The following is a 25,120-nucleotide window of genomic DNA, read 5'->3' on the forward strand; positions in this document are numbered from 1 at the left end:
GCATGTTGAATACCCCATCCCTCGCCAATGATAACCGGCTGCCGCCAAGGGCAGGGTTGGGGCTCAAGAGCGAGCATTTTCGTGAGGTGCTCCAGACCCGACCGGATCTGGGCTTTTTCGAAGTGCACGCGGAAAACTACATGGTGGCCGGCGGGCCGCTTCACCACTTCCTGGGGCGGATACGCGAACAGTACCCGCTGTCGCTGCACGGCGTCGGCCTGTCGATCGGTGGGGAGGGGCCGCTGGATATCGCGCATTTGCAGCGCCTGGCCGCATTGATCGACCGCTATCAGCCCCAATCCTTTTCCGAACACCTGGCCTGGTCCAGCCACGGCCCGGTGTTCCTCAATGACCTGCTCCCCCTGGCCTACGACGAAGCGACCCTAGACCGTGTCTGCGAACACGTCGACCAGGTGCAGTCCAGCCTCAAACGCACGCTCTTGCTGGAGAACCCGGCGACCTATCTGGCGTTCGAAGCCTCGACACTCGACGAGCCACACTTCATCAGCGAAGTGATCCGGCGCACCGGCTGCGGCCTGCTGCTGGATGTGAACAACGTTTACGTTTCGTGCATCAACCACCGCCGCGATCCACTGGCCTACCTCAACGCCCTGCCGCTGCAAGCGACCGGCGAAATCCATCTGGCCGGTTTTGCCGAAGACACCGACAGCCTTGGCGAGCGTCTGTTGATAGACGACCACGGCGCGCCAATCGACAACGCAGTCTGGCAGCTGTACCTCAAGGTTCTGGCGCAGACCGGGCCGGTAGCCACCTTGATCGAGCGCGACAACCACATCCCCCCATGGGAGGTGCTGCTGGCCGAAGCGCGCCAGGCCGATCAACTTTTAAATGCCGTTGGAGCCCGGTCATGAGCGACCAGCGCACATTCGCCGCCGCCCTGCTCGACCCGCGCAAGGCTTGTCCGCCCGGCCTGGTCAGCGCCAACGGCGCCGACCCGCAGAGCCGCTTCGCGGTGTACCGCAATAACGTGCTCAGCTCATTGATCAACGCCCTGGCCGACAATTACCCGGTGGTGACGCAACTGGTGGGCGAGGAATTTTTCCGAGGCATGGCTGGGGTCTACGTCCAGTCGGCGCCACCGCGAAGCCCGGTGATGAGCAACTATGGGGATGATTTTGCCGGGTTCATCGAAGGCTTCGAACCCGCCGCCTGCGTACCGTATCTGGCGGACGTCGCCCGCCTGGAACGACTGCACCTGCAAGCCTGGCATGCCGCCGACGCCGAGCCCATGGCGCAAGAACGCATCGTCGAGGCGCTGTCATCCCCCACGCTGACAAGGCACCTGAAGATCGGTCTGCACCCGTCACTGCGGCTGCTGCAATCGCCCTTCGCCGTGGTGACGATCTGGGCCGCCCATCAGCACGAGACACCCGTACCGTTCGAGGCGTCTGCTGCACAAAACGCCTTGGTGCTGCGCGACGGCCTCGATGTGCAAGTGTTCGCGATCAATCACGCGGCCCATGGGTTCATCAGCGCCCTGCAACAGGGGCGGTCCCTGACCGCCGCCATTGAAACCTCAATCGACCTCGACCTGGAACAGACCCTGGCGGGGCTCATTCGCCACAGAGCTATCACTCACCTCCTAGCTGGACAGGTATCCCCATGAACACGCTGATTGCCGGTTCCATTCAATGGCTGGAGAAAATCCCCCACAGCCTGATCGCCTTCATCGCGCGATTCTCGATTGCCGCGGTGTTCTGGAAATCCGGCCAGACCAAAATCGAAGGCCTGGCCATCGACCTGTTCGACGGCACCTTCCAGATCGGTCTGCCGCGGCTGGCGGACTCGACTATTCCCCTGTTCAAAAGCGAATACGCCCTGCCGTTGCTGTCACCGGAACTGGCTGCGCACCTGGCAGCCTCTGCCGAGCATGTGTTCCCGGTCCTGATCCTGTTTGGCCTGGCGACACGCTTTTCAGCGCTGGCCTTGCTGGGGATGACCTTGACCATCCAGCTGTTCGTCTACCCGGACGCCTACCCGACCCATGGCACCTGGGCAGCGGTCTTGCTTTACTTGATGGCGCGCGGGCCGGGGGTACTGTCCATCGACCACCTGATTGCCAGGCGTTACGCCCACGACTGAACACAGATCCCCTGTGGGAGCGAGCTTGCTCGCGATAGCGGCGGGTCAGCTTGCACAAATGCCGGATGTGCCACCGCCTTCGCGAGCAAGCTCGCTCCCACAGGGACTGTCCAATGGATGGACTATCGCTGAAGCCGATCCAACGCCTCGCCGCTGCGCTTGAACCAGTCGATCAGATAGTCAGCCAGCACCTGGGTGCGCTTGGGCAATCCACCCTGGTACGGGTGCACCAGGTACATCGGCATGCGCCGGGTCTGGTAGTCGCGCAGCAGCCAGTGCAGGCGTCCGTCGGCCAACTCCTCATGCAGCAGGTACGACGGCAGCCGGGCGATTCCGGCGCCGGCCAAGGCGGCTTTTTTCAGCAGGCTGTAGTGGTTACTGGCGAACGGCCCCGACACTCGGACCCGCAGCAGTTCGTGTTGCTGGTGGTAAAGCCATTCTTCCCGGCCGCTGTAGTGGCTGTTGAGCAGGCAGCGATGCTCAGCCAGGGCCTGAGGGGTCTCAGGTTCGCCATAGCGTTCCAGGTAGGCCGGGCTGGCGCAGGTCATTTCGTGCCACGCCAACAATGGCCGGGCCACCAGCCGCTCGTCGATGGCGGCGTCGGAACGGATCGCCAGATCGAAACCATCGCGGGTCAGGTCACGGTAACCGTTGTTGAGCTCCAGCTCGATCTGCACGTTGGGATACGTACGAGCGAACTCCATCAGCAAGCCTTCGAAGAACGTTTCGCCCAACGAAACCGGAACCGTCATACGCACCGGTCCGGAAATATCGTCCTTCAACCGGGCCAATGCCTGACGCGCCCTTTCTACCTGCACCAGCAGCGCCTGGGCCTGGGGCAGCAACGCCGCCCCTGCCGCCGTGAGGCTCAGGCGCCGCGTGGTGCGTTGCAGCAACACCACCGAAAACCGCCTCTCCAACAGACTGATGCGCTTGGACAACTGGCCCTTGCTGCAGCCTAACTGCTGGGCCGCCTGGGTGAAGCTGCCGGCCTCCATCAACACGGCGAACGCCGCCAGGTCATCCATTTCGCTCATTGGATTGTTTCCAATTGAAAACCAAAGGTTGCCTATTAGCATGATTATCAATGGAAAGAACCCCTCTAGACTGAAAACTCATTCACCCCATTGAGGAACAGCTCATGAAAATCCTGTTGATCGGCGCTAACGGCACCATCGGTTCGGCCATTGATAACGAATTGTCGCCGCGCCACGAGATCGTTCGAATCGGCCGCCACAGCGGTGAACTGCAGGTGGATATCAGCGACAGCGCTTCGATCCGTGCCTTGTTCGCAAAGACCGGCCGCTTTGATGCCCTGGTTTGCGCCGCCGGCAACGTCACCTTTGCGCCCCTGGCCGACATGACCGAAGACAGCTTCGCCCTGGGTCTGAAAGACAAACTGATGGGCCAGGTCAACCTGCTGCTGATCGGCCGCGAGTTCGCCAACGACGGCGCGTCCTTCACTTTCACCACCGGCGTGCTCAGCCACGATCCGATCAAGAGTGGTGCTTCGGCGGCCCTGGTCAACGGTGCCCTGGACAGTTTCGTGCGCGCCGCGGCAATCGAGTTGCCACGGGGCTTGCGGGTCAACTCGGTGAGCCCGAACGTGTTGCTGGAAGCCATGGACAAGTACGCCCCGTACTTCCGCGGCTACAAACCGGTTCCGGCCGTCGATGTCGCATTGGCCTACGCCAAGAGTGTCGAAGGCCTGCAAACCGGTCAGACCTTTCACGTGGGCTAACCCCCTTGTGATGCAGGATCAGTCTGAGTAACTTGGCGGCACTTGTCTGGAGACCCAATGATGCGTGCCGCCCGCTCCCTGCTGTTTATCGCCCTCCTGCCGCTGTTCACCGGCTGCCAATTGCTCGATGCCCCACGTCAGAGCGCCTCCCACGCCGGCCAGACGCGCATGCAGGGCGAGCTCACGGCGGCCGACGGCAAGCTGGTGTTCCAGCCGTGCCAGGAACAGCGCCGCTACATCGTCAGCGACAGCGGTGGCACTAGCGTGCTGCAGCAGGCCGCCAGCTTGGCCGATGACCAGGGCAAGCTGTTTGCCGATGTCCGTGGCCGTATCGTCTCCAGCGCAGCGGCTGGCACCGACAGTCAGTTGGACGTTGAACAACTGTATCGCCTGGAGCGCTCGGGAACGGCTTGCGAAGACGTTGACTTCAAACGAGTGATTCTGCGCGCCGCAGGACACAGCCCTGAATGGATGCTCAAGGCCAGTGGCAAGGGCCTGGTGCTGGACCGCGAAGGCCAGCCGTCGTTGGCGGTGCCTTACGTCGAGGAGCAATTGGGCGATGGCCGCTTCAATTTGGGCACCGAGGCCAACGGTCAGAAAGTCGAGCTCTGGGTCACACCTGCGCGTTGCGTCGACAGCGTCAGCGGCAGTGTGCAACACATGAGCGCCGAACTGCGGGTCAACGGCCAGGTCCAGCGTGGCTGCGCCTACTTCGGTGGTGCGCGCAACGACTGATTCGCCGGTTTTGGCTTATAATCGCCGGTTCACGCCCTGGTGCAGTTGTGCATCCCGCGAACCGGATCCCACCATGTTACGAATCACCGAACTCAAGCTGCCGATCGACCACCCCGAAGAAGACCTGCGCCCCGCCATCGTGCAGCGCCTGGGTATCGCCAGCGATGACCTGCTCGACTTCACCTTGTTCAAGCGCAGCTACGACGCGCGCAAGAAATCCTCCGAACTGTGCTTCATCTACACCATCGACCTGACGGTGCGCGACGAAGCCAGCCTGCTGCGCAAGTTCGCCGATGACCGTAACGTCAACGAGGCGCCGGATGTCAGCTACAAAGTGGTGGGCCAGGCACCGGCCGACTTGAGCGAACGGCCGATCGTGGTCGGCTTCGGTCCGTGCGGGATCTTCGCCGCCCTGCTGCTGGCACAGATGGGCTTCAAGCCGATCATCCTCGAGCGTGGCCCGGAAGTGCGCCAGCGCACCAAGGACACCTGGGGCCTGTGGCGCAAAAGCGTGCTTAACCCCGAATCCAACGTGCAATTCGGTGAAGGCGGCGCGGGGACGTTTTCCGACGGCAAGCTCTACAGCCAGATCAAGGATCCGAAATTCCTTGGCCGCAAGGTTTTGCACGAATTCGTCAAGGCCGGAGCGCCGGAAGAAATCCTCTACGTCAGCAAGCCGCACATCGGCACGTTCCGTCTGACAGGTGTGGTGGAAACCATGCGTGAGCAGATTCGCGCCCTGGGCGGCGAAGTACGCTTCCAGCAGCGGGTCACCGATGTGCTGATCGAAGACGGCCAACTGGTCGGCGTCGAACTGGCCAGCGGCGAACAGATTCATTCGAAACATGTGATCCTGGCCCTGGGTCACAGCGCCCGGGACACCTTCCGCATGCTCCACAGCCGCGGCGTGTACATGGAAGCCAAGCCGTTCTCGGTGGGTTTCCGTATCGAACACCCGCAATCGCTGATCGACAGCGCGCGCCTGGGCAAGTACGCCGGCCACCCGAAACTTGGCGCCGCCGACTACAAACTGGTGCACCACGCCAAGAATGGTCGCTCGGTGTACAGCTTCTGCATGTGCCCGGGCGGCACCGTGGTAGCCGCGACGTCCGAGCCGAACCGCGTCGTGACCAACGGCATGAGCCAGTATTCGCGCAACGAGCGCAACGCCAACTCCGGCATCGTCGTCGGGATTACCCCGGAAGTGGATTATCCCGGTGGCCCGCTGGCCGGGATCGAGTTGCAGGAACGCCTGGAATCCCACGCGTACGTACTCGGTGGCAGCAACTACGAGGCCCCGGCGCAACTGGTGGGTGACTTTATCGCCGGCAAACCGTCTACGGCACTGGGCAGCGTCGAACCGTCCTACAAGCCCGGGGTGTCCCTGGGCGATTTGGCCCTGGCCCTGCCGGATTTCGCCATCGAAGCGATCCGCGAGGCCCTGCCGGCGTTCGAGAAACAGATTCGCGGTTACTCGCTGCACGACGCCGTGCTGACTGGCATCGAAACCCGCACCTCATCGCCCCTGCGCATCACCCGCAACGAATCGCTGCAGAGCCTGAACGTCAAGGGCCTGTTCCCGGCCGGTGAAGGCGCCGGTTATGCCGGCGGGATCCTGTCGGCGGGCGTGGACGGGATCCGGATTGCCGAGGCGGTGGCGCGGGATATCCTCGGGCTCGAGGCCTGAGGGGCCGATGCTGTTCACTCAAGGCAGAATTTGCCTGAGTGAACAGCATGACCCTGTGGGAGCGAGCTTGCTCGCGATGGCGGCCTGTCATCAACACAGATGTTGACTGATCCACCGCTATCGCGAGCAAGCTCGCTCCCACAAGGGACCTCAGTGATTCAGATATTGGCCCGCAACACGCTCTCCGGCAGCGCCTCGCCCCGTTCCACACACGCCGCCACGATGTCCATCAGCCCGCTCAACTCATACCCCTGGGCCTTGAGCCACACCGGGTCGTAATAGGTCGTGGCGTAGCGCTCGCCACCGTCACACAAAATCGCCACGATCGACCCCGACTCACCCGCATCCACCATCTGCCGGGCCGCCATGAGTGCGCCGATCAGGTTGGTGCCGCTGGACCCGCCGACCCGTCGTCCCAAGCGCTGGGCCAGGTAATGCATGGCCGCCAATGACAAGGCGTCCGGGACCTTGACCATCGCATCGATGACTTTCGGCAAGAACGACGCCTCGACCCGTGGCCGGCCGATACCCTCGATGCGTGAACCGCAATCCAGGCGCAGGCTGGCATCGCCGCTGCGGTAGTAGTCGAAGAACACTGAACGCTCGGCGTCGGCACACAGCACGCGGGTACCGTGCTGGCGATAACGGACGTAGCGCCCCAGAGTGGCCGTGGTGCCGCCAGTGCCGGGGCTTGAAATCAACCAGCTCGGCTCCGGGTGCCGCTCGAAGCGCATCTGCTGGAAGATCGATTCGGCAATGTTGTTATTGGCCCGCCAGTCCGTGGCGCGCTCGGCATAAGTGAATTGGTCGATGAAGTGTCCATCATGCTCGTGAGCCAAACGTTCGGATTCGGCGTAGATCTGCGTAGGATCGTCCACCAGGTGGCTCTGGCCGCCATAAAAAGCGATCTGTGCGATTTTTTCCCGGGAGGTGGTCGCCGGCATTACCGCAATGAACGGCAGGCCCAGCAACCTGGCGAAGTAAGCCTCGGAAATCGCCGTCGAGCCGCTGGAGGCCTCGATCACCGGCGCTCCGGGCTTGAGCCAGCCGTTACACAACGCGTAGAGAAACAGCGAACGAGCCAGTCTGTGCTTGAGGCTGCCGGTGGGATGGCTGGACTCATCCTTGAAATACAGTTCGATGCCCGGCAGGCCAGGCAGCGGCAGCGGAATCAGGTGAGTATCGGCGCTGCGCTGGAAGTCAGCCTCGATGATGCGGATCGCTTCGCGCGCCCACTGGCGATGGTCGTTCATGTTGTTTTCTCACTGGCTCGGTTCGACGCGGGGAAAGCTGATGGTCATGCAGGCGCAACGTGGTCTCGGAAAAACCAGTCGCAAGCTTAGGAAAAAACCGACATCGCGCACAGGTACAGCTAAGGTCCAATATGGCCCATAACTGCCTGACTGCGTGGAGCAAGCGTTGTAACGACATATAACAAAAAAGAATATAACTTTTGTTTTAACAACTAACAGTACGGGTTAGGGTGTGCCATCTTTTTGATTCAATGAATGGAGAGCGATCGTGGCTCTACGTAATTCTCTGACACGTTTTTTCCAACTGGAGGCTGCCAGCGGCCTGCTGCTGATCGCCGCCGCCCTGCTGGCCCTGGCCATCAATAATTCACCGCTGTCCTGGCTGTATAACGGTCTGCTGGACACGCCGGTGGTCGCCCAGGTCGGCGCGTTGAAGATCGCCAAACCCTTGTTGCTGTGGATCAACGACGGCTTGATGGCGATGTTCTTCCTGCTCATCGGCCTCGAAGTCAAGCGAGAGGTCCTCGGCGGGCAACTGTCGAAACCGTCGCAAATCGTCTTGCCCGGTGCAGCAGCGATTGGCGGCATGGTAGTGCCGGCGCTGATCTACTGGTTCCTCAACCGCGACAATCCTCCCGCCCTCGCCGGCTGGGCAATTCCGACGGCCACCGACATCGCGTTCGCCCTCGGCGTGCTGGCCTTGCTGGGCAAGCGGGTGCCGGTGTCGCTCAAGCTGTTCCTGATGACCCTGGCGATCATCGACGACCTGGGCGCCATTATCATCATCGCGATCTTTTACTCCGGCGCCCTGTCCAGCCTGTCGCTCATACTGGCGGCAACCTGCATCGCCGCACTGGTGGCGATGAACCGGATGGGCGTGGTCAAGCTCGGGCCCTACATGGTTGTGGGCCTGATTCTGTGGGTCTGCGTGCTCAAGAGCGGTGTCCATGCCACCCTGGCCGGGGTAACCCTCGCGTTCTGCATCCCGCTGCGCACGAAAAACGCCGAGACTTCGCCCCTGCTCACCCTGGAACATGCCCTGCATCCCTGGGTGGCCTATGGCATCCTGCCGCTGTTCGCCTTCGCCAACGCCGGCTTGTCCCTGAGCGGCGTCACCGTCGAAAGCTTCACCCATCATGTGCCAATGGGCATTGCCATCGGCCTGTTGCTGGGCAAGACCGTCGGCGTCTTCGGCCTGACCTGGCTGGCCGTGAAAGTCGGCATCGCCAGCCTGCCCCTTGGCGCCAACTGGGGCCAGGTATTGGGGGTGGCGATCCTGTGCGGTATCGGGTTCACTATGAGCCTGTTCGTTGGCTCCCTCGCGTTTGAGCCGGGTGTCAGCGACTATGCGGGCATGGACCGGATGGGGATTCTCACTGGTTCGATACTGGCGGCGTTGTTGGGTTATGCGGTGACGGCGGCGGCCAGTCGCAAGCAGCCTGCATTGCCTGGTTGATCCTTGCTTCTGCGTTAGCGTCTTGAGAGCCATGGGAGGTTAAGGAATGGTGTGTATATCCGTTTCTGCGGTAACGGCCACTTAGGGTTCCGCCCTGACGGCGGCTCACTTTCGAAAAGCGCGAAAGTAAGCAAAGCGCTTCTGCCCCACCACTTGGCACCTCGCTTAGGCTCGGTGTGCCCTCACTCCGGCATTGCTCCGTGGGCCCGCCGCGAAGGGCCATCCATGGCCCAGCGCGGCTATCCCGGCATCCATGCCGGGATACCCACTGCGCAATGCCTGCGTTCGGCCAGCGTGGTTAACGGGGCGCCGAGATCAACGTCCGCCACGAGGCGTGCCTAGTAGCCGACCTGGTTCTGGGTGGGACCGCGTTTTTCCTGTGGGAGCGAGCTTGCTCGCGATGAGGCCAGCAAGCCCAGCATCCATGTAACTGAACCACCGCCATCGCGAGCAGGCTCGCTCCCACATTGGATCTTCAGCAGGCGCCCTATTCGTGTGCACCCGGAGCCCGCTCCCACAGGAGAAACACGGTCCCACCCAGAACCAGGTCGGCTATCAGGCCGCCTCGGTTCTGTTTTTGATCTGGGGCGCCCCGTTAACCACGATGGCTGAACGAAGGCCTTGCGCAGTGGGCACCTCGGCATGGATGCCGAGGTAGCCGCGCTGGGCCATGGATGGCCCTTCGCGGCGGGCCCACGGAGCAAGGCCTTCGTTCAGGCATGCCGAGCCTAGGCGAGGCACCGAGTGGTGGGGCAAGAGCGTTTTGGTTACTTTTGCGCTTTTCAAAAGTGAGCCGCCGTCAGGGCGGAACCCTAAGTGGCCGTTACCACAGCAACGGATATGTACCCAATCCAATCCAACCCCATAAAAAAACGGCGCTTTCCATTCCCGGAATAAGCGCCGTTTTCTCTTACCGACTCAAGCTTAGTGCGATACGCGACTCGTACCATCCACAGTGGAAATACGAACCCGCTCACCCACACGGAACACCTCGTTCTCCTGAACCTGCTGCACATAGGCGCGCATGCTACCGTCATCTTCACGAACGGTGATTTCCACACCCTGGGTACGGGTCAGGCCTTCCTCAGTCGCAGAACCAATCAGGCCACCAGCCACCGCGCCAATCACAGCGGCGACGATGCTGCCACGGCCACCACCGATGGCGCTGCCACCGACACCACCGACCACCGCACCGGCCGCACCGCCGATTGGGGTCTTGGTGCCTTCGATCTTCACAGGGCGCAAGGACTCGATGGTCCCCATGCGAATCGTCTGCACGCGACGCGCTTCGTCACGGGAGTAGGAGTCACCGGTCAGGCTCGACTGACAGCCAGTGAGCAACATCGCCATCGTGGAAAAGGAAGCAACCAGCAAAACAGACTTACGCATAGCATCAACTCCAAAAGACAGGGATTCATTAAACTCCGCAGCTTGACGCCTGTCACGGCCTCGCCGGGATAAAATTGTTTTCATTCAGGTGGGATACAGGCGCACCCGAAAAATTCACCAAACAGTAGCGCCAATTTCCGAAACCTGCGTCATCAACCCGGGGATTTTCATGGATTATTTCATCATCGTCGCGGTCACCGTGGCCGGTTTGTACTTCCACTGGTGGCTGTACGTACGAATCAAACGCTGGATGGACCGCGACCTGGCGCTGTCCCTGGCGGGGCAGGATGAGCAGAAAAAGACCTACATGCTGCAACAATTGGCCCGCGCCCGGGAGCAAGGGGTCAAGCGCCGGGACTTGCCGCAATGGCTTAAAACCGCTGCGGCAGGTTACCCCGAAAGTTAAGGCGCCAGACGCTCGCGCGTCCAGTTCGCCCCTTGCAGGCGGTAGTTGAGGCGATCGTGCAGGCGGCTCGGACGCCCCTGCCAGAACTCGATGCGCTCGGGCAGCAAACGATAACCGCCCCAATGTTCCGGGCAGTGCGGTTGGCTGTCGCTGAAGCGTTGTTCGGTGGCCTTGAGCAAGTCGTCCAGCTCAGCGCGCCCTGAAATCACTCGGCTCTGGGGTGAAGCCCAGGCGCCGAGGCGGCTGCCTAGCGGGCGAACCTGATAATACGCGTCCGACTCCTGCGCGGTGACCTTCACCACTTTGCCCTCGATGCGCACCTGGCGCTCCAGGGCCGGCCAGAAAAACGTCATGGCCGCGAATGGATTCGCGGCCAATTGCTGGCCCTTGGCGCTGTCGTAGTTGGTGAAGAACGTGAAACCCAGGGCATCCAGGCCCTTGAGCAGCAGGATCCGGCAATGCGGGCGCCCTTCTGCATCCACCGTCGCCAAGGTCATGGCGTTGGCCTCCACCGGGGCCTGTTCGGTTTTCACCGCGTCGGCGAACCATTGGTGGAACAGTGCAAACGGCTCGGCCGGAGCTTGCGCCTCGGTCAAGCCATCGCGGGTGTAGTCGCGGCGCATATCAGCCAGCGGTTGGGTCATGGCGCGTTCCTTGTGGTTAGCCCATCACTGCTTGGGGGTATCGGCGGCCGCGACTTTCTTGGTATCGGTGGCGGCTTTGGCCGGTTGGGTTTTCTTCGCCGGGGTAGTGGCCTTGGCAGGGGCTTTCTTGACAGGTGCCTTGGCCACGGCTTTTTTGGCCGGTGCTTTTTTGCTGGTCGGGGTCACGGCTTTTTTCGCCGCAGGCGCTGGGGCCGGGGCCACGGCCTTCACGTCCTGGGCCGCCACCAGCGTCACTGGTGCCGGGGCCGGCATGTTGTATTTGCTCAGCAGCGCAACCATGGTGTTGGCCGGCGTGACCAGCAGTTCCACGCGACGGTTCAAGGCTCGCCCTTCCACACTGTCGTTGGCCGCACGTGGCGCGACTGCGCCCATGCCGCGCAGCATCAGGCGATCACGTTGCAGGCCGCTGAGACGGAAAATCGCCGCCACGGACTGGGCACGCTCCTGGCTGAGCTTCAGGTTCGCTGGTGCGGCGCCCGAGGTGTCGGCGTGGCCGAGGATCAGCACGGCTGTCTTGGGGTCGGCTTCAAGGATCTTCGCCACGCGGGTGAACGGCCCTAGGGTCACGGGCAGCAGCATGGCCGGACGGTCCGGGTTGAAGGAGCCGTCCACGGGCGCGGTGACCACCAGCACGTTGTCGCGGCGCTCGAGTTGGAGCTTGCTGTCCTGGATAGCCGTGCGCAGCTTCGGCTCGTAGTCGTCGAGCCAGGCCTGGGTGACTTTCGGATCGGGCATCGGCACCGCCTTGGCGGTTTCCTGATCCTTGCCGCCAAACGGCCACCACCACTTGCCGTTGCTTTCGGCTTCGGCCTTGGCAACGGCCGGCGCCTTGGCTTCAGGCTTGTCCTGGGGCTTGACGTCATCTTTCTTTGCAACGTCGGCAGCATCATCGGAAGAGAACGGCCACCACCAGTGGGTGACGCTCTCGGCCTTGGCTTGCGGTGCGACGGCGGTCGGTTTCAAGGGCGCCGCTGGCGCCGTGTCCTTGGCCACGACCTTGTCGGAAGAGCCGAACGACCACCAGCTACTGCCGCCTTCGGCATCATTTTGTGGGGTTTGTGCGCAACCGGTGATAGCGAAGCACAGCGCCAGAGCGAGGGTTTTATTCGATGACATTGGATATCCACAAAATGATGTAAATGGAAAATAAAGGCCATGTTTTGGCCGCATAAACAGTCGCTTGGAAACTGAAAAGGCCCCGAGGTTCCGGTGCCCGCCGCCTTCAATGGCGTTTTATAGACAAGTGGCAAGTACCTTCGCAAGATTCTGCGCGCGCGGGTCCATCAATACGTAAGGCCCGAGCGTGTTGGTCACGAAGCCAAAAGCCACATCATGTTCCGGGTCGGCAAAACCCAAGGAGCCCCCGGCCCCCGGATGACCGAACGCCCGTGGGCCGAGGCCGTAGGTCGCATTCGGCACATCCGGTTGGTCGAGCATGCAACCCAGGCCGAAACGGGTCTGGGTCAACAAAGTCTTGTCCTCGCCGAAGCTGTGCTGGCGAGTCAGTTCATCGAGCATTTCACCTTCCAGCAGGCTGCCATCCAGCAGCCCCGCATAGAACCCGGCCAGGCTGCGGGCGTTACCGTGGCCGTTGGCCGCCGGTTGCTGCATGCGCCGCCACTCCGGTTTGTTGGTACTGGTCATGATCGACGGCGGATTGGTGAAGGCCCGGGTGGTCATGGCCGTGGGCTCGCGCATCGTCACCTGCAGCAGGCGTTGGGCCGCGGCATCGCCGACGTTGCCTTTGCCACGGGCGATGTGGGCCACGCGATGAAACTCCTCGTCGGCCAGGCCAACATGAAAATCCAGGCCCAACGGCTCGGCCACACGGGCCACGATGGACTCACCCGGACCACGCCCATCAGCCCTTCGCAGCAGCTCGCCGATCAGCCAGCCATAGGTGATCGCGGCATAACCGTGGCCCTCGCCCGGCGTCCACCAGGGTGCTTCGGCGGCCAGGGCATCGACCATGGCTTGCCAGTCATAAAGCGCTTCGGGCGGCAGCAATTCACGCAGCGCCGGCAGCCCGGCCTGATGGCAGAGCAACTGACGCAGGGTAATGGATTGCTTGCCGGCGGCGGCAAACTCGGGCCAATAGCGGGCTACCGGGGCATCCAGCTGCAACTTGCCTTCGGCCACCAGCTGCAGGGCGGTGACGGCGGTGAAGGTCTTGGTGCAGGAAAACAGGTTGGCGATGGTGTCGCTGTGCCAGGCTTCATGGCCATCCTTGTCGGCGGTACCGGCCCACAGATCGATCACCGTGCGACCACCCACCTGGATGCACAACGCCGCGCCGCGCTCCTGGGGATTATCGAACAGCGCCGCGAACGCTTCACGCACCGCCTCGAACTGAAGTTCATAATGGCCTTGAATCTGCACCCGTAACTCCCTTGAAACAAACACTTTTAAGGTGGCAGGCATTGTTTCAGCCATTAGGGTTTTTGGGAACCGTCGCAAGACGGCTGGCTAAGCATGCCCACCGTGGCAAGAAGAACCTGTGGGAGCAAGGCTTGCCCGCGATGAGGCCTGCGAGGTCTTTCTGAAACTCAGGTGCCTTCATCGCGGGCAGCCTTGCTCCCACAAATACATTGCTTCACCGTGAAATCGCAGCAGCCTCAGGAAATCTCCCGCCGAAACGGCGGCAGCGCGTTGAGGATCGCCTTGCCATAGCGCTGGGTTACCAGCCTGCGGTCGAGCAAGGTGATGGTGCCGCGGTCTTCCTCGGTGCGCAGCAGGCGGCCACACGCCTGGACCAGCTTCAGCGAAGCGTCCGGTACGGAAATTTCCATGAACGGGTTGCCGCCTCGGGCTTCGATCCACTCGGCCAGCGCGGCTTCCACCGGGTCATCGGGGACCGAGAACGGAATCTTGGCAATCACCACGTGCTCGCAATAGGCACCGGGCAAGTCCACGCCTTCGGCAAAACTCGCCAGGCCGAACAGCACGCTGGAATCCCCACCATCGACCCGCGCCTTGTGCTTGTTCAGGGTTTCCTGCTTCGACAGGTTGCCCTGGATGAACACCTGCTTGCGCCAGTCACGGTCAAGGCCATCGAACACGTCCTGCATCTGTTTGCGCGAGGAAAACAGCACCAGGGTGCCCCGCGAGCCTTCCACCAGTTCCGGCAGGTCGCGGATGATCGCCGCCGTGTGGGCAGCGGCATCCCGCGGATCGGCCTTGAGGTCCGGCACCCGCAGCACGCCGGCGTCGGCGTGGTGGAAGGGGCTCGGGACCACGGCGGTCACGGCTTTCTTCGGCAGGCCGGCGCGCATGCGGAAGCGGTCGAACGTGCCCAGGGCGGTCAGCGTGGCGGAGGTTACCAGCGCGCCGTAGGCCACGTTCCACAGGTTGCGACGCAGCATTTCCGCCGCCAGGATCGGGCTGGCATTGACCTCGATATCGAACAGCGAACCGCTTTCGGCCAGGGTCAGCCACCGCGCCATTGGCGGGTTGTCTTCCGGGTCTTCGGCGGTGAAGGCCGTCCACAGTTCCCAGTTGCCTTGTGAGCGGGACAACAGGCTGCCAAACAGCGGGTACCACTCCTCGGCCTGGTTGCTGGCGATTCCGATGTTGACCTCGCCATCCATGCCTTCCTTGAGCAGGTCGGTCAGGCGCGTGAACAGGTCGGTCAGGCGTGCGAAACCTTTCTTGAGCTCGATGCCCATTTCGCGCATGTGCTCGGGGATCACCCCGCCGACAAACCGATGGCGTGGCCGCTCGCGGCCCTCGACGTCTTCGCCGGGCTTGAAGTCGGCCACCTGCTCGCAAGCGGTGAACATGAACTGCTGGTTCGTCTTGATTTCCCGCGCCAGCTCCGGCACTTGCTCGATGAACTTGCCCAGGTCGCCCGGCAATGGATGCTGGGCCAACAGTTTGGTGAGGTTCTTGGCAGTGGTTTCCAGCCAGTCGGCGGTGGAGCGCAGCCGGGTGTAATGGGCGAAATGGCCGATGGCCTTGTCCGGCAGGTGGTGACCTTCGTCGAACACGTAGATCGTGTCGCGCGGGTCCGGCAGCACCGCACCACCGCCCAGGGCCAGGTCGGCCAGCACCATGTCGTGGTTGGTGACGATGACGTCGACCTTGCCCATGCCTTCGCGAGCCTTGTAGAAGGCGCACTGGCCGAAGTTCGGGCAATGCCGGTTGGTGCACTGGCTATGATCGGTGGTCAGGCGGGACCAGTCGGCGTCTTCCAGGGCCGTGGACCAGCTGTCGCGGTCGCCGTCCCATTTATTGCCGGCCAGCTTCTCGATCATGCTGGTGAACAGCTTCTGGCTGGCCTCATCGACTTCGATCTTGAAGCCTTCTTCTTCGAACAACTGGGCCGTGGCGGTCTGCGCGTGGCCTTCCTGGAGCAACATGTCGAGCTTGGACAGGCACATGTAGCGCCCACGGCCCTTGGCCAGCGCGAACGTGAAGTTCAGCCCGCTGTTGCGCATCAGGTCGGGCAGGTCCTTGTAGACGATCTGCTCCTGCAGGGCGACGGTGGCCGTGGCGATCACCAGGCGTTTGCCGGCGGCCTTGGCAGTGGGAATCGCCGCCAGGCTGTAGGCCACGGTCTTGCCGGTACCGGTGCCGGCCTCCACCGCCACGATAGCGGGCTCGCCACTGCGCCGGCCTTCGTCGTCGGTGTCGATGTCACCCAGGACTTTTGCCACTTCGGCAATCATCAGGCGCTGACCATATCGCGGCTTGAGGCTCTTGGCTTCGAGAAAACGCGAATAGGCGCCCTGGATCGTGGTTTTGAGTTCGGTGCTGATCATGTATGGTCGGACGCTAAAAACGCTGGATAAATTTTCAGTGGTTCGGATCGGCGGCTATCATACCCCGCTAATGAATCCTGCGCAGAACGGAGTAACCCAATGACACCCTTTGCCCTCGTCTACACCCTGCATTTACTGGCGGCCCTGGTCTGGGTCGGCGGCATGTTTTTCGCCTGGATGATCCTGCGCCCCGCCGCAATGACGGCGCTTGAGGGCCCTGCCCGGCTCAAGCTGTGGGTAGAAGTGTTTCAGCGTTTTTTCGTCTGGGTCTGGGTGGCGGTGGTGCTTTTGCCGATCAGCGGTGTAGGCCTGATCCATGTGCGCTTCGCCGGTTTCGAAACCGCGCCGCGGTACGTGCAGGTGATGATGGGGTTGTACGTGGTGATGACAGCGCTGTTTATCCGCATCCAAGGCCTGCAGCTGCCGGCATTGCGTAGCGCCGTGACGGCGCAGGACTGGCCGGCGGGTGCGGCGGTGCTGGGGAAGATTCGGCGGTTGGTGGGGATCAACCTGTTGATCGGCTTGCTGGTGGTGGCGATTGGCGCGGCGCGACCGATGTTCTGAAAAGATTGTACAAGACCCTGTGGGAGCGAGCTTGCTCGCGATAGCGGTGGATCAGTCAGCCTTATGTGACTGGACATACCACTATCGCGAGCAAGCTCGCTCCCACAGGTTCAGATCAGGTTTTTCTTCAGAACCGCTGCACCGTTACCACCCCAGCCGCTCCGGCAGGCCCAGGCTGACCGTCAGCGCCAGGACGACCGCTTTTGCCGCCGTCAGCGGTATAGACCAGGCAGCCCTTGGCCTTGCCTCCCGCCCCGGGTTTGCCGCCGTGCCCCGCCGCGCCACCGGCACCGCCGTCCACCGTCACTTTGATCTGCTCGGCAGGATAGGCGCGGGGCAGTTCAAGGCGTACCAGCGCACCGGCCGCACCCGGCTGGCCATCGCTGCCATTGCTGCCGTCGGCCCCGCGACCGGCCGAACCCCAGGTGCAACCCGGCGCCTGGCCATTGGCGCCGTCAAGACCGACGAAACCCGGCGCACCGGTACCACCGCGGGCATCCACCGACAACAGCGGCGCATTCAAGGCATTGAAACGCAGGTTGAGATCGCGCCCAGGCCGCGCGGCCTTGGTATAGGTACCCGGTGCGCCGCGTGAAGTGATCTGGCTGCCCTCGGCCAGCTCAGCCTGGGCCACTTTCATTTCCAATACCTGCTGCGCCGGCACGATGGCGATCCGCGCCTCACGTCCCAGGTGCAATTGATCGATGGTCAGTTCAGTGACATTGGAAGGCACCAGCAGCGTGCCGTAGTCGGCCACGTCCAGTCGCTCGAGGGCCAGGGTGCTGGTGGTGTTGGGCAGGCGCATCAACGAATGGCTTTCGACCTGGACCACCTGGGCCGAAGCCCACGGGCATACGAGTGCGGCGAGCAGACACAATTTACGCATGGGAAGCCTCTGGCGCGGTCGGGAGGGTTTGCAAATGGAAGATACCGAACAGCAGCACTCTGAGGCGATCACGACCTGGCGCGGGGCGGCCACGGAAACTGGCCCTGAACAACAGCAGTTCCAGCACATGGAGCACCAGCAAAAACGCGCCGGCGACGTTGACCAGCAGATGCAGCGGATGGACGAACGGCACGACCAGATTGACCAGCACCACCAGCCAGAACAACAGGGTCAGCAAGCGCCCCAGCCCCCAAAACACCTTCATATGCCCCCCTGATCGGGAATTATTCTTTGCGCGCACAGTAACGGCTTGCGCGCAGGATAAGCCAGAGGGTCAGGCAAATTTAATCTAACCTGAGCCCCGGCTCGCCTTCCCGACGACCCGGTAGCCCTGGCCCGCGCTTCAACGCTGGATATGCAGCTCGACCCGACGGTTCTGCGCCCGTCCTTCGTCGGTCTCATTGTCGGCCACCGGCTCGCTTTCGCCTTTGCCTTCGCTGGTGAGTTTGTCGGGGGCCAGCCCCTGGGTCAGCAAATACTCCACGACGCTGCTGGCCCGACGTTCAGACAGCCCCTGGTTATAGGCATCACTGCCGACACTGTCGGTGTGACCCACGACCCGGATGCTAGCGACATTGGCATGGCTGAGCTTGCCCATCAGCCCATCGAGCTGGCTTCGAGCTTCTGCGGTGAGGTCGGATTTGTCGAAATCGAACAGTACCTTGCCGGCATCGTTGAGGGTGATGACCTCGCTAGCCGGTGCTTCAGGCTCCACAGGTGGGGCACTGGCCGGGTATTGCGGCACCGGGCAACCGTGATGTTCGACAGGGGTACTGGCCGGTGTATCAGGGCAACGGTCGCGGCGGTCGAACACCCCGTCGTCGTCTTCATCGCCATCCTGGGCGTAGCAGATCAAACCACCGCCCAGCAGCCCCAACGCGGCGCCACCGGCGGCCCAACCGCTGCTTTCAATGGCCCCCAACCCGCCACCGACCAGGCCGCCGATCAGGCTACAGATTGGCCAGGTGCGTTGATTGAGAGGTGCGCTGCCGTCGCTGTGAGTGGCGCAACCGGACAACAGACTGCTCGCCAGCAGTACCGGTAAGGCGGCCCTGATTAGAACGTTCATGATGAAGGCTCCTGTGTCACCGGCCCATACCGGTCACACAGGAGTAAAGACCCGCATCCGCAACTCCACAAGCCGCGGATGGCAAGGGTTTCAACGGTTTATCTTGATTTCCGTGCGACGGTTCATTGCGCGGCCGTCGGCGGTCTTGTTATCGGCCACCGGCTGGCTCTCACCGGCGCCGGACACCGAGACAAAACTGGCACGCGGTACGCCGTTGTCGACCAGGTACTGCACCACCGAGTTGGCCCGTTTCTCCGACAACCGTTGGTTGTAGGCATCGCTGCCGACACTGTCGGTATGGCCGGTGACCCGCAGTTGCGTGGTGGACGTTTCCTGTTTCAGCCGGGTCGCAACGCCGCTCAGGACATCTTTGTCGGCCGGGGTCAGCGTGGCTTTGTTGAACTCAAAGTGCACGTCGCGGATCACGATGGTTTCTTCCTTGACCACTGGAGGCTCTTCAGCCATTGGCGGTGGTGCGGGAGGTGGGCAACCGTCGGCATCGACCTGCACGCCCTTCGGTGTGCCCGGGCACTTGTCGCGGCTGTCCGGCACGCCATCGCCGTCTTCATCGCCATCGCCGTGTACCCAGCAATAAGCCGCCGCCATGCCACCGACGAACAACGCGCCGCCGCCAGCCCAGGAACTACTTTCGGTGGCGCCCAAGCCTGCGCCGATCACACCGCCGACGGCGGCACAGGTCGGCCAGTCGGTTTTCTGCAAACCTGCGCAACCAGTCAACACACTGGTTAGCAGAACCAGGGGTAACGCTGTCCGAACTATGCTCATCGGTTTTCTCCTTGAGGGATCGGCTTGTCGCCGATTCAGGGGAGTAAAGACCCGTCTTCGAATCTGCGCCAGCCTGAGTAATCGCGGGTTTTCGCCCCGTGTTTGCGAAGATTCCGCACGTTCAGGGACAAACCGCTCTAGGCCACGATGTCCGGGCAGGCTATCGTGGTGGTTCTGACTGAGGAACTTCGATGACCGTTGCCATTTCTGCGCGTACGCCCCAGCAAGCCTTGGCGGCCGTGCTTGACCGTTATGCCCCGCAAAAACTGCTATTGATCGGTGCCAGCGGCTTTCCCGCGCTCGAAGCATTCCAGCAGGCCCATCCCGACACCGAAGTGGTCCACGCCAGCCCCGGCGCACTGCCGGCGGAGGTGGCGGCGCGGCGTTTTGACCTGGCCCTGGCGCTCGATTGCCTGGAGCATTTGCCCAAGCGCGAGGGTCTGAACCTGTTGGGTGGCATCCGCAATCTCAATGCCAGCCGCATCGCCGTGCTGGCAGACCTCAACGCCTGCGGCTGGCAAGAGACGGACTTTTTTTCCCTGGCCCTGCAAGCCAGCGAGCGATTCCAGCGCGAAGATCAGGTCCTGACCCTGTTTACCTACGATCTGCTTGAATACAAACAGGTCCCCGACTGGCTCAACTCGCGCTTTTGGGCCAACCCGGAAAATTTTGGAAAATACTGGTGGTAACCGTGAACACAAGCCCGCACACACCCATTTGCCCCTGCGGCAGTGGAAACCCACTGGACGCCTGCTGCGGCCACTACCACGACGGTCACCCGGCGCCCTGCGCCGAAGCCTTGATGCGCTCGCGCTACAGCGCCTATGTGCTGGGGCTGGTTGATTACCTGGTCGCCACCACCCTGCCCGCCCAGCAGCCTGGCCTCGATCGCCAGTCGATCAGCGAGTGGAGCGCCAACAGCACCTGGTTGGGGCTGGAAGTGGAAAGCAGCGAAGTGCTCGGTGGTCAACCGGAACACGCCTTTGTCACGTTCACGGCACGCTGGCACGACGGCCAGGGCGAGCACAGCCACCGCGAGCAGTCCTCCTTCGTACAGAACAGCGGGCGCTGGTACTTCATCGACCCGACCGTACCGGTCAAGACCGGCCGCAACGACGGCTGCCCTTGCGGTAGCGGGCATAAATTCAAAAAGTGCTGCGCCGGCTACTTCAATCGTTGATCTCGCAAATGTCCGGCACTCATCCATCGGCCCATGGGGCTAGACTGGGGGTAAACCAGAGGCTCGGACATGACCGCCACATCACTCCTGCTGCGCATCACCTGCCTGCTGCTGTTCGTCGGGCTCGGCGGTTGCGCGTCCTGGCAAGGTGAAGAAGCCCCTGAACCACAGGTGCACCTGGTCAAGGTCGAGGTGGTGCGGGCCCGGCTGCTGGAACAGAAGTTCATGCTGCACTTTCGCGTCGATAACCCCAGCGACAGCGACCTGACCGTTCGCGGCCTGACATACCGCATCCACCTGGGCGACCTGTTGCTGACCGAAGGTGAGCATGAACACTGGTTCACCGTGAGCCCCCGGCACAGCGCCTACTTCAAGGTGCCGATCCGCACCAACCTGTGGCCGCAGGTGCGGCAGGTGGTGAAGTTGCTGGAGAAACCCCGGGAACAGATCCCCTATCGTCTGGAAGGTGAGCTGGAAACCGGATTATTCATCGCTCACTACGTGCACCTGGAACGCAATGGCGTGATAATCGCCGCCGATTTTATTGCGGAGTAACCCCGATGACCCAACAACCCCACGTCCATGGCCCTGATTGCAACCACGATCATGACCATCATCACGATCATGACCACGGCCATGTCCACGGTCCGAACTGCGGCCACGCCCACCAGGAACCGGTGCGCAACGCCCTGAAGGATGTCGGCCGCAACGACCCTTGCCCGTGCGGCAATGGCAAGAAATTCAAGAAGTGCCACGGGGCTTGAGGGTCCGGGCGAAAAACCTTTTCGCCTGCTAGACCGTCATCGCGAGCAAGCTCGCTCCCACAGGAGATTTGCGAAGAATCAATGTGGGAGCGAGCCTGCTCGCGATGAGGCCGGCACATTCAGCACCTGTCTGTCAGACCGCCTGCAAAATCCGCTTCACAGCAACCACCGTCGCATACTCGCCATGCAAGTTGCCCAGGGACATGGCATGCACGTCGGCCGCCGAACGGGCGTTGCCGAGGTAATCGCTCTTGTCGAAGGTAAAGCAGGCATCCTCGACCACCCACGTGTCGAATCCCAGGTTGCCGGCCGTACGCGCCGTGGACTCCACCGAGTTGTGCGTCGCCACGCCGACGATCACCAGTTGCCCGATGCCCGCCCTGCGCAGGTCTTCCTCCAGGCGCGTGCCACTGAACGCATCCGGTACTTGTTTCTGCACCAGCCCTTCCCCCGCCAGCGGTTCGAACCGTGGCTGGACCTCCACGCCCGACTGCCCCGGCCAGAACACCGAGTCCGGCGAGCGGGACAAGTGGTGGACGTGAATCACCGGTCGTGCCGTGTGTCGCCATAAAGCCAGTAGCTCGAGCATGCGCAGCTCTGCCTCGGGATTGTTGCGAGGGCCGAGCCTGGGATGAAGGATGCCTTTTTGTTGATCGATGAGGATCAGCGCTGCGTTGTGTTGTAGCTCCATGCCGGTTTTCTCTTCTCGATCACTGAATCTTCCACACTTGAGCATCACCTCTTCCTACAGGCAAGCCTTCGAGCAAAAGCGATGCCCCAGCCCCGGAGTTTCATCGCCAAACCAACAAATAACCCTCGCCCCGCTTGCGCGGCCCCCTCCTGCTCACTAACGTAGCGCCTTTATTGGTGCCACCCCCCTCCCGCAGGAGCTTTGCCATGGCCTCGCCAGCCTCTATTTCCCTTATCCCCCGGCTCGGCGTTGCCGCCGCAGTGGCCAGTGTGCTCGGCTTGAGCGGATGCCAGACCTGGAATGCCCAGGACACTGTCCCACCGACTTCCGGTGTGCAACCGCTCAAGGGGCTGGCGCAGAACGTCTCGGTCCGGCGCAATGCCACGGGCATGCCGCTGATCGAAAGCAACAGCTTCCATGACGCCCTGTTCACCCTCGGCTACGTCCACGCCAGCGATCGCATCACCCAGATGGTGACCCTGCGCCTACTGGCCCAGGGGCGGCTGGCAGAGATGTCCGGCGCCGAACGGCTGGACGTCGACCGCTACATGCGCGCCGTCAACCTGAAGAAAAACGCCGACGAGCTGTACAAGGCATCTTCGCCACGGCTCAAGCGCTTCTTCGAAGTCTATGCCCGCGGCGTCAACGCCTACCTGTTCCGCTACCGCGACAAGTTGCCGTCGGACCTGGCCGCCACCGGCTACAAACCCGAATACTGGAAACCGGAAGACTCGGCGCTGATGTTCTGCCTGCTGAATTTCAGCCAGTCAGCCAACCTGCCGGAAGAAATCGCCAGCCTGGTACTGGCCCAGACCGTCACCAATGACAAACTCGCCTGGCTGAGCCCGTCCTATCCAGACGAACCACTGCCCATGGCCGAGGCCGACAAACTCCAGGGCTTGCGACTCAATGGCCAGATTCCGGGCCTGAACGAGATCAGCAAGGCCACCAGCCAGTTGGCCGAGCTGAACCTTTTGAGCGCTGCGTCTTCGAGTAACTGGGCCATCGCACCGCAACGCAGCCGCAGCGGCAAGAGCCTGTTGGCCAGCGACAGCCATGGGCCGCTGGGCATGCCGGGGCTGTGGAGCCCCGTACAGATCCGCGCACCCAAGTACCAGGCGGCCGGGATTTCCGTGGCGGGGATCCCGATGATCCTGGCCGGGTTCAACGGCAAAGTGGCCTGGAGCATGACCAGCGTACTGGGGGACAACCAGGATCTGTTCCTGGAAAAAATCCGCCGCCAGGGCAACAGCCTGTCCTATGAGGTCAACGGCAAATGGCAGCCAGCGATCGTGCGCAACGAAACCTATTTCATCAAAGGCCAGCGGCCGATTCGTGAAGCGGTGTTCGAGACCCGTCACGGCCCGCTGCTCAACAGCGCCCAGGGCCCGGCCATGGCCAACGGCTTTGGCCTGGCCTTGCAGACGCCGAGCTTGAGCGACGACAAGACTTTGGATGCCTTCTTCGACCTGTCCCGGGCGCAGACCGTCGAGAAAGCCTCCGACGCCAGCCGGGAAATCCGCGCCATGGCGGTGAACCTGGTATTTGCCGACGCCAGCCATATCGGCTGGCAAGTCACCGGTCGCTATCCAAACCGCCGTGAAGGCGAAGGTCTGTTGCCGTCGCCGGGTTGGGACGGTCGCTACGATTGGGACGGTTACGCCGACCCGATGCTGCACCCTTATGATCAGGACCCGGCCCAGGGCTGGCTTGGCACGGCCAACCAACGGGTCATCCCACACGGCTATGGCATGCAGCTGTCCAACTCGTGGGCCGCACCGGAGCGTGGCGAACGCATGGCCGAGCTGGCCGGCGCGGGCAAGCACGACACTCGCAGCCTGACCGCCATGCAATATGACCAAGGCACGACGTTCGCGGCCAAGCTCAAGAAAGTCTTCGAAGCACCGGGCATGGCCCAGCCGCTCAAACAGGCGATCGAAGCCCTGCCGGTGGCTGACCGGGCCAAGGCCCGCGAGGCCTACACTCGCTTGATGGCATTTGATGGCCGGCTCAGCCCGACCTCCGCCGACGCGGCGATCTATGAGCTGTTCCTGCAGGAAAGCATGAAGCAGATTTTCCTCGACGAACTGGGCCCGGACAGCAGCCCGGCGTGGAAGGCGCTGGTCGCCAACGGCCAATTGTCCTACTCGGCCCAGGCCGATCATCTGCTGGGGCGTGAAGACAGCCCGTTCTGGGACGATGTGCGCACACCTCAGAAAGAAGACAAGGCCGTCATCCTCGCCCGCAGCCTGGCCGCCACCATCAGCGCCGGTGAAAGCCAGTTGGGCGGTGATCGCAAGGCTTGGCAGTGGGGCCAGTTGCATCGCTACGCGTGGAAGAACAGCAACAGCCAGATCGTACGCGGCCCGCTGCCGGCCGGTGGCGACGCCAGCACGCTCAACACCGCAGCGTTCGCTGAGGGGCAGGACTTCAACACCACCCTGGCGCCAGCCATGCGCTTTATCATCGACTTCGGCCAGCCTGAACCGTTGATGATCCAGGATGGTGCCGGACAGTCCGGCAACCCGGTCAGCCCGAACTACGCCAATGGCATCGATCCATGGATCAAGGGGCAGTACCAGAGCCTGCCGTTGCAATCGCAGAATTTCGATCGGGGCTATGGCAAGTCGCGGTTGACCCTGGTGCCTGGCAAATAACAGCAGGCTGTTCATTGCCCTGTAGGAGCTGCCGAAGGCTCGGGCCGCGTTCGGACGATCTTTTGATCTTTCGCTTGAGATTCAAGCATCAGGGGAAAGATCGCAGCCTCGTTGCACTCGTCAGCTCCTACAGTCCCACAGGCCAGCGGGGCGGGGCGACGTTTTGCTAGATTTCCTCGCCACATTTGTCCATCCCATCACCCGATCCTGCCCCCCGAAAATCCGATAGAACTTCTCCCCTTACCCTCGCCTCTACCTGACAAGCCCA

26 protein-coding genes are annotated in these 25,120 nt (G+C 62.4%); 14 read left to right on the forward strand and 12 right to left on the reverse strand.

Annotation, left to right across the window (positions count from 1 at the left end):
• Nucleotides 1–2 precede the first annotated feature (2 nt).
• From bufB to AB4O22_RS20330, 3 genes are read left to right on the forward strand one after another with little or no spacing between them, the layout of a single operon-like run.
• On the forward strand, nucleotides 3–872 hold the full coding sequence (gene bufB / locus AB4O22_RS20320; protein ID WP_436263100.1) for an MNIO family bufferin maturase: 870 nt from the start codon (nucleotides 3–5) through the stop codon (nucleotides 870–872).
• Nucleotides 869–1,627, forward strand: a complete 759-nt coding sequence (locus AB4O22_RS20325; RefSeq protein WP_053161966.1) for an HvfC/BufC N-terminal domain-containing protein — start codon at nucleotides 869–871, stop codon at nucleotides 1,625–1,627. Before bufB ends, AB4O22_RS20325 begins: the two co-directional genes overlap by 4 nt.
• Nucleotides 1,624–2,103 (forward strand): DoxX family protein, encoded by a 480-nt coding sequence (locus AB4O22_RS20330; RefSeq protein ID WP_013692420.1) that lies wholly within the window; start codon nucleotides 1,624–1,626, stop codon nucleotides 2,101–2,103. Before AB4O22_RS20325 ends, AB4O22_RS20330 begins: the two co-directional genes overlap by 4 nt.
• A 122-nt stretch (nucleotides 2,104–2,225) precedes the next feature.
• Here AB4O22_RS20330 and AB4O22_RS20335 read toward each other — a convergent pair whose 3' ends face one another.
• Nucleotides 2,226–3,140: a LysR family transcriptional regulator gene (locus AB4O22_RS20335; protein ID WP_003198464.1), complete on the reverse strand. Its 915-nt coding sequence runs from the start codon at nucleotides 3,138–3,140 to the stop codon at nucleotides 2,226–2,228.
• Between the two features lie 104 nt (nucleotides 3,141–3,244).
• Between AB4O22_RS20335 and AB4O22_RS20340 the strand changes: the two genes are divergently transcribed.
• The 3 genes from AB4O22_RS20340 to AB4O22_RS20350 all read left to right on the forward strand — a co-directional run bounded on the left by AB4O22_RS20340 (nucleotide 3,245) and on the right by AB4O22_RS20350 (nucleotide 6,266).
• Nucleotides 3,245–3,844: a short chain dehydrogenase gene (locus tag AB4O22_RS20340; protein WP_003198462.1), complete on the forward strand. Its 600-nt coding sequence runs from the start codon at nucleotides 3,245–3,247 to the stop codon at nucleotides 3,842–3,844.
• A gap of 60 nt (nucleotides 3,845–3,904) precedes the next feature.
• Nucleotides 3,905–4,579 (forward strand): COG3650 family protein, encoded by a 675-nt coding sequence (locus tag AB4O22_RS20345; RefSeq protein WP_223470185.1) that lies wholly within the window; start codon nucleotides 3,905–3,907, stop codon nucleotides 4,577–4,579.
• A 73-nt stretch (nucleotides 4,580–4,652) separates the two neighbouring features.
• Nucleotides 4,653–6,266 carry an NAD(P)/FAD-dependent oxidoreductase gene (locus tag AB4O22_RS20350; RefSeq protein WP_003198458.1) on the forward strand — a complete coding sequence of 538 codons (1,614 nt, stop codon included), beginning with the start codon at nucleotides 4,653–4,655 and terminating at the stop codon, nucleotides 6,264–6,266.
• Between the two features lie 158 nt (nucleotides 6,267–6,424).
• On the opposite strand, the gene AB4O22_RS20355 is transcribed toward AB4O22_RS20350, so the two are convergent.
• Entirely contained in the window at nucleotides 6,425–7,519 is a 1,095-nt protein-coding gene (locus AB4O22_RS20355) for a PLP-dependent cysteine synthase family protein (RefSeq protein WP_003198456.1), read from the reverse strand.
• 268 nt (nucleotides 7,520–7,787) lie between these two features.
• On the opposite strand from AB4O22_RS20355, the gene nhaA reads away from it, so the two are divergent.
• Nucleotides 7,788–8,975 carry a Na+/H+ antiporter NhaA gene (nhaA, locus tag AB4O22_RS20360; RefSeq protein ID WP_223470187.1) on the forward strand — a complete coding sequence of 396 codons (1,188 nt, stop codon included), beginning with the start codon at nucleotides 7,788–7,790 and terminating at the stop codon, nucleotides 8,973–8,975.
• A 924-nt stretch (nucleotides 8,976–9,899) separates the two neighbouring features.
• On the opposite strand, the gene AB4O22_RS20365 is transcribed toward nhaA, so the two are convergent.
• Nucleotides 9,900–10,364: an outer membrane lipoprotein gene (locus tag AB4O22_RS20365; RefSeq protein ID WP_003184697.1), complete on the reverse strand. Its 465-nt coding sequence runs from the start codon at nucleotides 10,362–10,364 to the stop codon at nucleotides 9,900–9,902.
• Nucleotides 10,365–10,533: 169 nt separating this feature from the next.
• Here AB4O22_RS20365 and AB4O22_RS20370 point away from each other — a divergent pair, with 169 nt between their 5' ends.
• A complete protein-coding gene (locus AB4O22_RS20370; RefSeq protein ID WP_003198448.1) occupies nucleotides 10,534–10,770 on the forward strand; it encodes a hypothetical protein in 237 nt (78 codons plus the stop codon).
• On the opposite strand, the gene pdxH is transcribed toward AB4O22_RS20370, so the two are convergent.
• From pdxH to dinG, 4 genes are all read right to left on the reverse strand, one after another.
• Nucleotides 10,767–11,414, reverse strand: coding sequence for a pyridoxamine 5'-phosphate oxidase (gene pdxH / locus AB4O22_RS20375; RefSeq protein ID WP_003198446.1), 648 nt, complete (start codon nucleotides 11,412–11,414; stop codon nucleotides 10,767–10,769). The genes AB4O22_RS20370 and pdxH overlap by 4 nt on opposite strands.
• Nucleotides 11,415–11,438: 24 nt before the next feature.
• Nucleotides 11,439–12,551, reverse strand: coding sequence for an OmpA family protein (locus tag AB4O22_RS20380; protein ID WP_460097028.1), 1,113 nt, complete (start codon nucleotides 12,549–12,551; stop codon nucleotides 11,439–11,441).
• A gap of 117 nt (nucleotides 12,552–12,668) precedes the next feature.
• Nucleotides 12,669–13,814 carry a serine hydrolase domain-containing protein gene (locus AB4O22_RS20385; RefSeq protein ID WP_460097029.1) on the reverse strand — a complete coding sequence of 382 codons (1,146 nt, stop codon included), beginning with the start codon at nucleotides 13,812–13,814 and terminating at the stop codon, nucleotides 12,669–12,671.
• Nucleotides 13,815–14,050: 236 nt separating this feature from the next.
• Nucleotides 14,051–16,195, reverse strand: coding sequence for an ATP-dependent DNA helicase DinG (gene dinG / locus AB4O22_RS20390; protein ID WP_003198440.1), 2,145 nt, complete (start codon nucleotides 16,193–16,195; stop codon nucleotides 14,051–14,053).
• A 99-nt stretch (nucleotides 16,196–16,294) separates the two neighbouring features.
• Between dinG and AB4O22_RS20395 the strand changes: the two genes are divergently transcribed.
• Nucleotides 16,295–16,759 (forward strand): CopD family protein, encoded by a 465-nt coding sequence (locus AB4O22_RS20395; protein ID WP_003198438.1) that lies wholly within the window; start codon nucleotides 16,295–16,297, stop codon nucleotides 16,757–16,759.
• A gap of 127 nt (nucleotides 16,760–16,886) precedes the next feature.
• Here AB4O22_RS20395 and AB4O22_RS20400 read toward each other — a convergent pair whose 3' ends face one another.
• The 4 genes from AB4O22_RS20400 to AB4O22_RS20415 all read right to left on the reverse strand — a co-directional run bounded on the left by AB4O22_RS20400 (nucleotide 16,887) and on the right by AB4O22_RS20415 (nucleotide 19,560).
• On the reverse strand, nucleotides 16,887–17,645 hold the full coding sequence (locus tag AB4O22_RS20400) for a hypothetical protein (RefSeq protein WP_003198436.1): 759 nt from the start codon (nucleotides 17,643–17,645) through the stop codon (nucleotides 16,887–16,889).
• A complete protein-coding gene (locus AB4O22_RS20405; RefSeq protein ID WP_003198434.1) occupies nucleotides 17,638–17,910 on the reverse strand; it encodes a DUF1145 domain-containing protein in 273 nt (90 codons plus the stop codon). Before AB4O22_RS20405 ends, AB4O22_RS20400 begins: the two co-directional genes overlap by 8 nt.
• A gap of 138 nt (nucleotides 17,911–18,048) precedes the next feature.
• Entirely contained in the window at nucleotides 18,049–18,774 is a 726-nt protein-coding gene (locus tag AB4O22_RS20410) for an OmpA family protein (protein WP_363807051.1), read from the reverse strand.
• A gap of 90 nt (nucleotides 18,775–18,864) precedes the next feature.
• Nucleotides 18,865–19,560: an OmpA family protein gene (locus AB4O22_RS20415; protein ID WP_003198428.1), complete on the reverse strand. Its 696-nt coding sequence runs from the start codon at nucleotides 19,558–19,560 to the stop codon at nucleotides 18,865–18,867.
• Between the two features lie 191 nt (nucleotides 19,561–19,751).
• Here AB4O22_RS20415 and AB4O22_RS20420 point away from each other — a divergent pair, with 191 nt between their 5' ends.
• The 4 genes from AB4O22_RS20420 to AB4O22_RS20435 all read left to right on the forward strand — a co-directional run bounded on the left by AB4O22_RS20420 (nucleotide 19,752) and on the right by AB4O22_RS20435 (nucleotide 21,504).
• Entirely contained in the window at nucleotides 19,752–20,249 is a 498-nt protein-coding gene (locus tag AB4O22_RS20420; protein ID WP_027912089.1) for a DUF6231 family protein, read from the forward strand.
• Nucleotides 20,250–20,251: 2 nt separating this feature from the next.
• Nucleotides 20,252–20,740, forward strand: a complete 489-nt coding sequence (locus AB4O22_RS20425; protein ID WP_003198424.1) for a YchJ family protein — start codon at nucleotides 20,252–20,254, stop codon at nucleotides 20,738–20,740.
• A gap of 69 nt (nucleotides 20,741–20,809) precedes the next feature.
• Entirely contained in the window at nucleotides 20,810–21,295 is a 486-nt protein-coding gene (locus AB4O22_RS20430) for an LEA/WHy family protein (RefSeq protein WP_460097031.1), read from the forward strand.
• Between the two features lie 5 nt (nucleotides 21,296–21,300).
• Nucleotides 21,301–21,504 (forward strand): SEC-C metal-binding domain-containing protein, encoded by a 204-nt coding sequence (locus AB4O22_RS20435; RefSeq protein ID WP_003198420.1) that lies wholly within the window; start codon nucleotides 21,301–21,303, stop codon nucleotides 21,502–21,504.
• A 133-nt stretch (nucleotides 21,505–21,637) separates the two neighbouring features.
• Here AB4O22_RS20435 and AB4O22_RS20440 read toward each other — a convergent pair whose 3' ends face one another.
• Nucleotides 21,638–22,195 (reverse strand): cysteine hydrolase family protein, encoded by a 558-nt coding sequence (locus AB4O22_RS20440; protein ID WP_460097033.1) that lies wholly within the window; start codon nucleotides 22,193–22,195, stop codon nucleotides 21,638–21,640.
• A gap of 206 nt (nucleotides 22,196–22,401) precedes the next feature.
• Here AB4O22_RS20440 and AB4O22_RS20445 point away from each other — a divergent pair, with 206 nt between their 5' ends.
• On the forward strand, nucleotides 22,402–24,852 hold the full coding sequence (locus tag AB4O22_RS20445; protein WP_460097035.1) for a penicillin acylase family protein: 2,451 nt from the start codon (nucleotides 22,402–22,404) through the stop codon (nucleotides 24,850–24,852).
• Nucleotides 24,853–25,120: the final 268 nt, after the last annotated feature.

Source organism: Pseudomonas sp. S3_B11, assembly GCF_054667715.1.

Bases quoted from the DNA above. Each gene is read 5' to 3' on its own strand.
- AB4O22_RS20325 (WP_053161966.1), top strand. From the start codon at position 869: ATGAGCGACCAGCGCACATTCGCCGCCGCCCTGCTCGACCCGCGCAAG.
- AB4O22_RS20405 (WP_003198434.1), bottom strand. From the start codon at position 17,910: ATGAAGGTGTTTTGGGGGCTGGGGCGCTTGCTGACCCTGTTGTTCTGG.
- AB4O22_RS20350 (WP_003198458.1), top strand. From the start codon at position 4,653: ATGTTACGAATCACCGAACTCAAGCTGCCGATCGACCACCCCGAAGAA.
- dinG (WP_003198440.1), bottom strand. From the start codon at position 16,195: ATGATCAGCACCGAACTCAAAACCACGATCCAGGGCGCCTATTCGCGT.
- AB4O22_RS20410 (WP_363807051.1), bottom strand. From the start codon at position 18,774: ATGAACGTTCTAATCAGGGCCGCCTTACCGGTACTGCTGGCGAGCAGT.
- AB4O22_RS20420 (WP_027912089.1), top strand. From the start codon at position 19,752: ATGACCGTTGCCATTTCTGCGCGTACGCCCCAGCAAGCCTTGGCGGCC.
- AB4O22_RS20345 (WP_223470185.1), top strand. From the start codon at position 3,905: ATGCGTGCCGCCCGCTCCCTGCTGTTTATCGCCCTCCTGCCGCTGTTC.
- AB4O22_RS20365 (WP_003184697.1), bottom strand. From the start codon at position 10,364: ATGCGTAAGTCTGTTTTGCTGGTTGCTTCCTTTTCCACGATGGCGATG.
- AB4O22_RS20340 (WP_003198462.1), top strand. From the start codon at position 3,245: ATGAAAATCCTGTTGATCGGCGCTAACGGCACCATCGGTTCGGCCATT.
- AB4O22_RS20355 (WP_003198456.1), bottom strand. From the start codon at position 7,519: ATGAACGACCATCGCCAGTGGGCGCGCGAAGCGATCCGCATCATCGAG.
- AB4O22_RS20380 (WP_460097028.1), bottom strand. From the start codon at position 12,551: ATGTCATCGAATAAAACCCTCGCTCTGGCGCTGTGCTTCGCTATCACC.
- AB4O22_RS20400 (WP_003198436.1), bottom strand. From the start codon at position 17,645: ATGCGTAAATTGTGTCTGCTCGCCGCACTCGTATGCCCGTGGGCTTCG.
- AB4O22_RS20445 (WP_460097035.1), top strand. From the start codon at position 22,402: ATGGCCTCGCCAGCCTCTATTTCCCTTATCCCCCGGCTCGGCGTTGCC.
- bufB (WP_436263100.1), top strand. From the start codon at position 3: ATGTTGAATACCCCATCCCTCGCCAATGATAACCGGCTGCCGCCAAGG.
- pdxH (WP_003198446.1), bottom strand. From the start codon at position 11,414: ATGACCCAACCGCTGGCTGATATGCGCCGCGACTACACCCGCGATGGC.
- AB4O22_RS20435 (WP_003198420.1), top strand. From the start codon at position 21,301: ATGACCCAACAACCCCACGTCCATGGCCCTGATTGCAACCACGATCAT.
- AB4O22_RS20330 (WP_013692420.1), top strand. From the start codon at position 1,624: ATGAACACGCTGATTGCCGGTTCCATTCAATGGCTGGAGAAAATCCCC.
- AB4O22_RS20370 (WP_003198448.1), top strand. From the start codon at position 10,534: ATGGATTATTTCATCATCGTCGCGGTCACCGTGGCCGGTTTGTACTTC.
- AB4O22_RS20440 (WP_460097033.1), bottom strand. From the start codon at position 22,195: ATGGAGCTACAACACAACGCAGCGCTGATCCTCATCGATCAACAAAAA.
- AB4O22_RS20415 (WP_003198428.1), bottom strand. From the start codon at position 19,560: ATGAGCATAGTTCGGACAGCGTTACCCCTGGTTCTGCTAACCAGTGTG.
- AB4O22_RS20395 (WP_003198438.1), top strand. From the start codon at position 16,295: ATGACACCCTTTGCCCTCGTCTACACCCTGCATTTACTGGCGGCCCTG.
- AB4O22_RS20430 (WP_460097031.1), top strand. From the start codon at position 20,810: ATGACCGCCACATCACTCCTGCTGCGCATCACCTGCCTGCTGCTGTTC.
- AB4O22_RS20335 (WP_003198464.1), bottom strand. From the start codon at position 3,140: ATGAGCGAAATGGATGACCTGGCGGCGTTCGCCGTGTTGATGGAGGCC.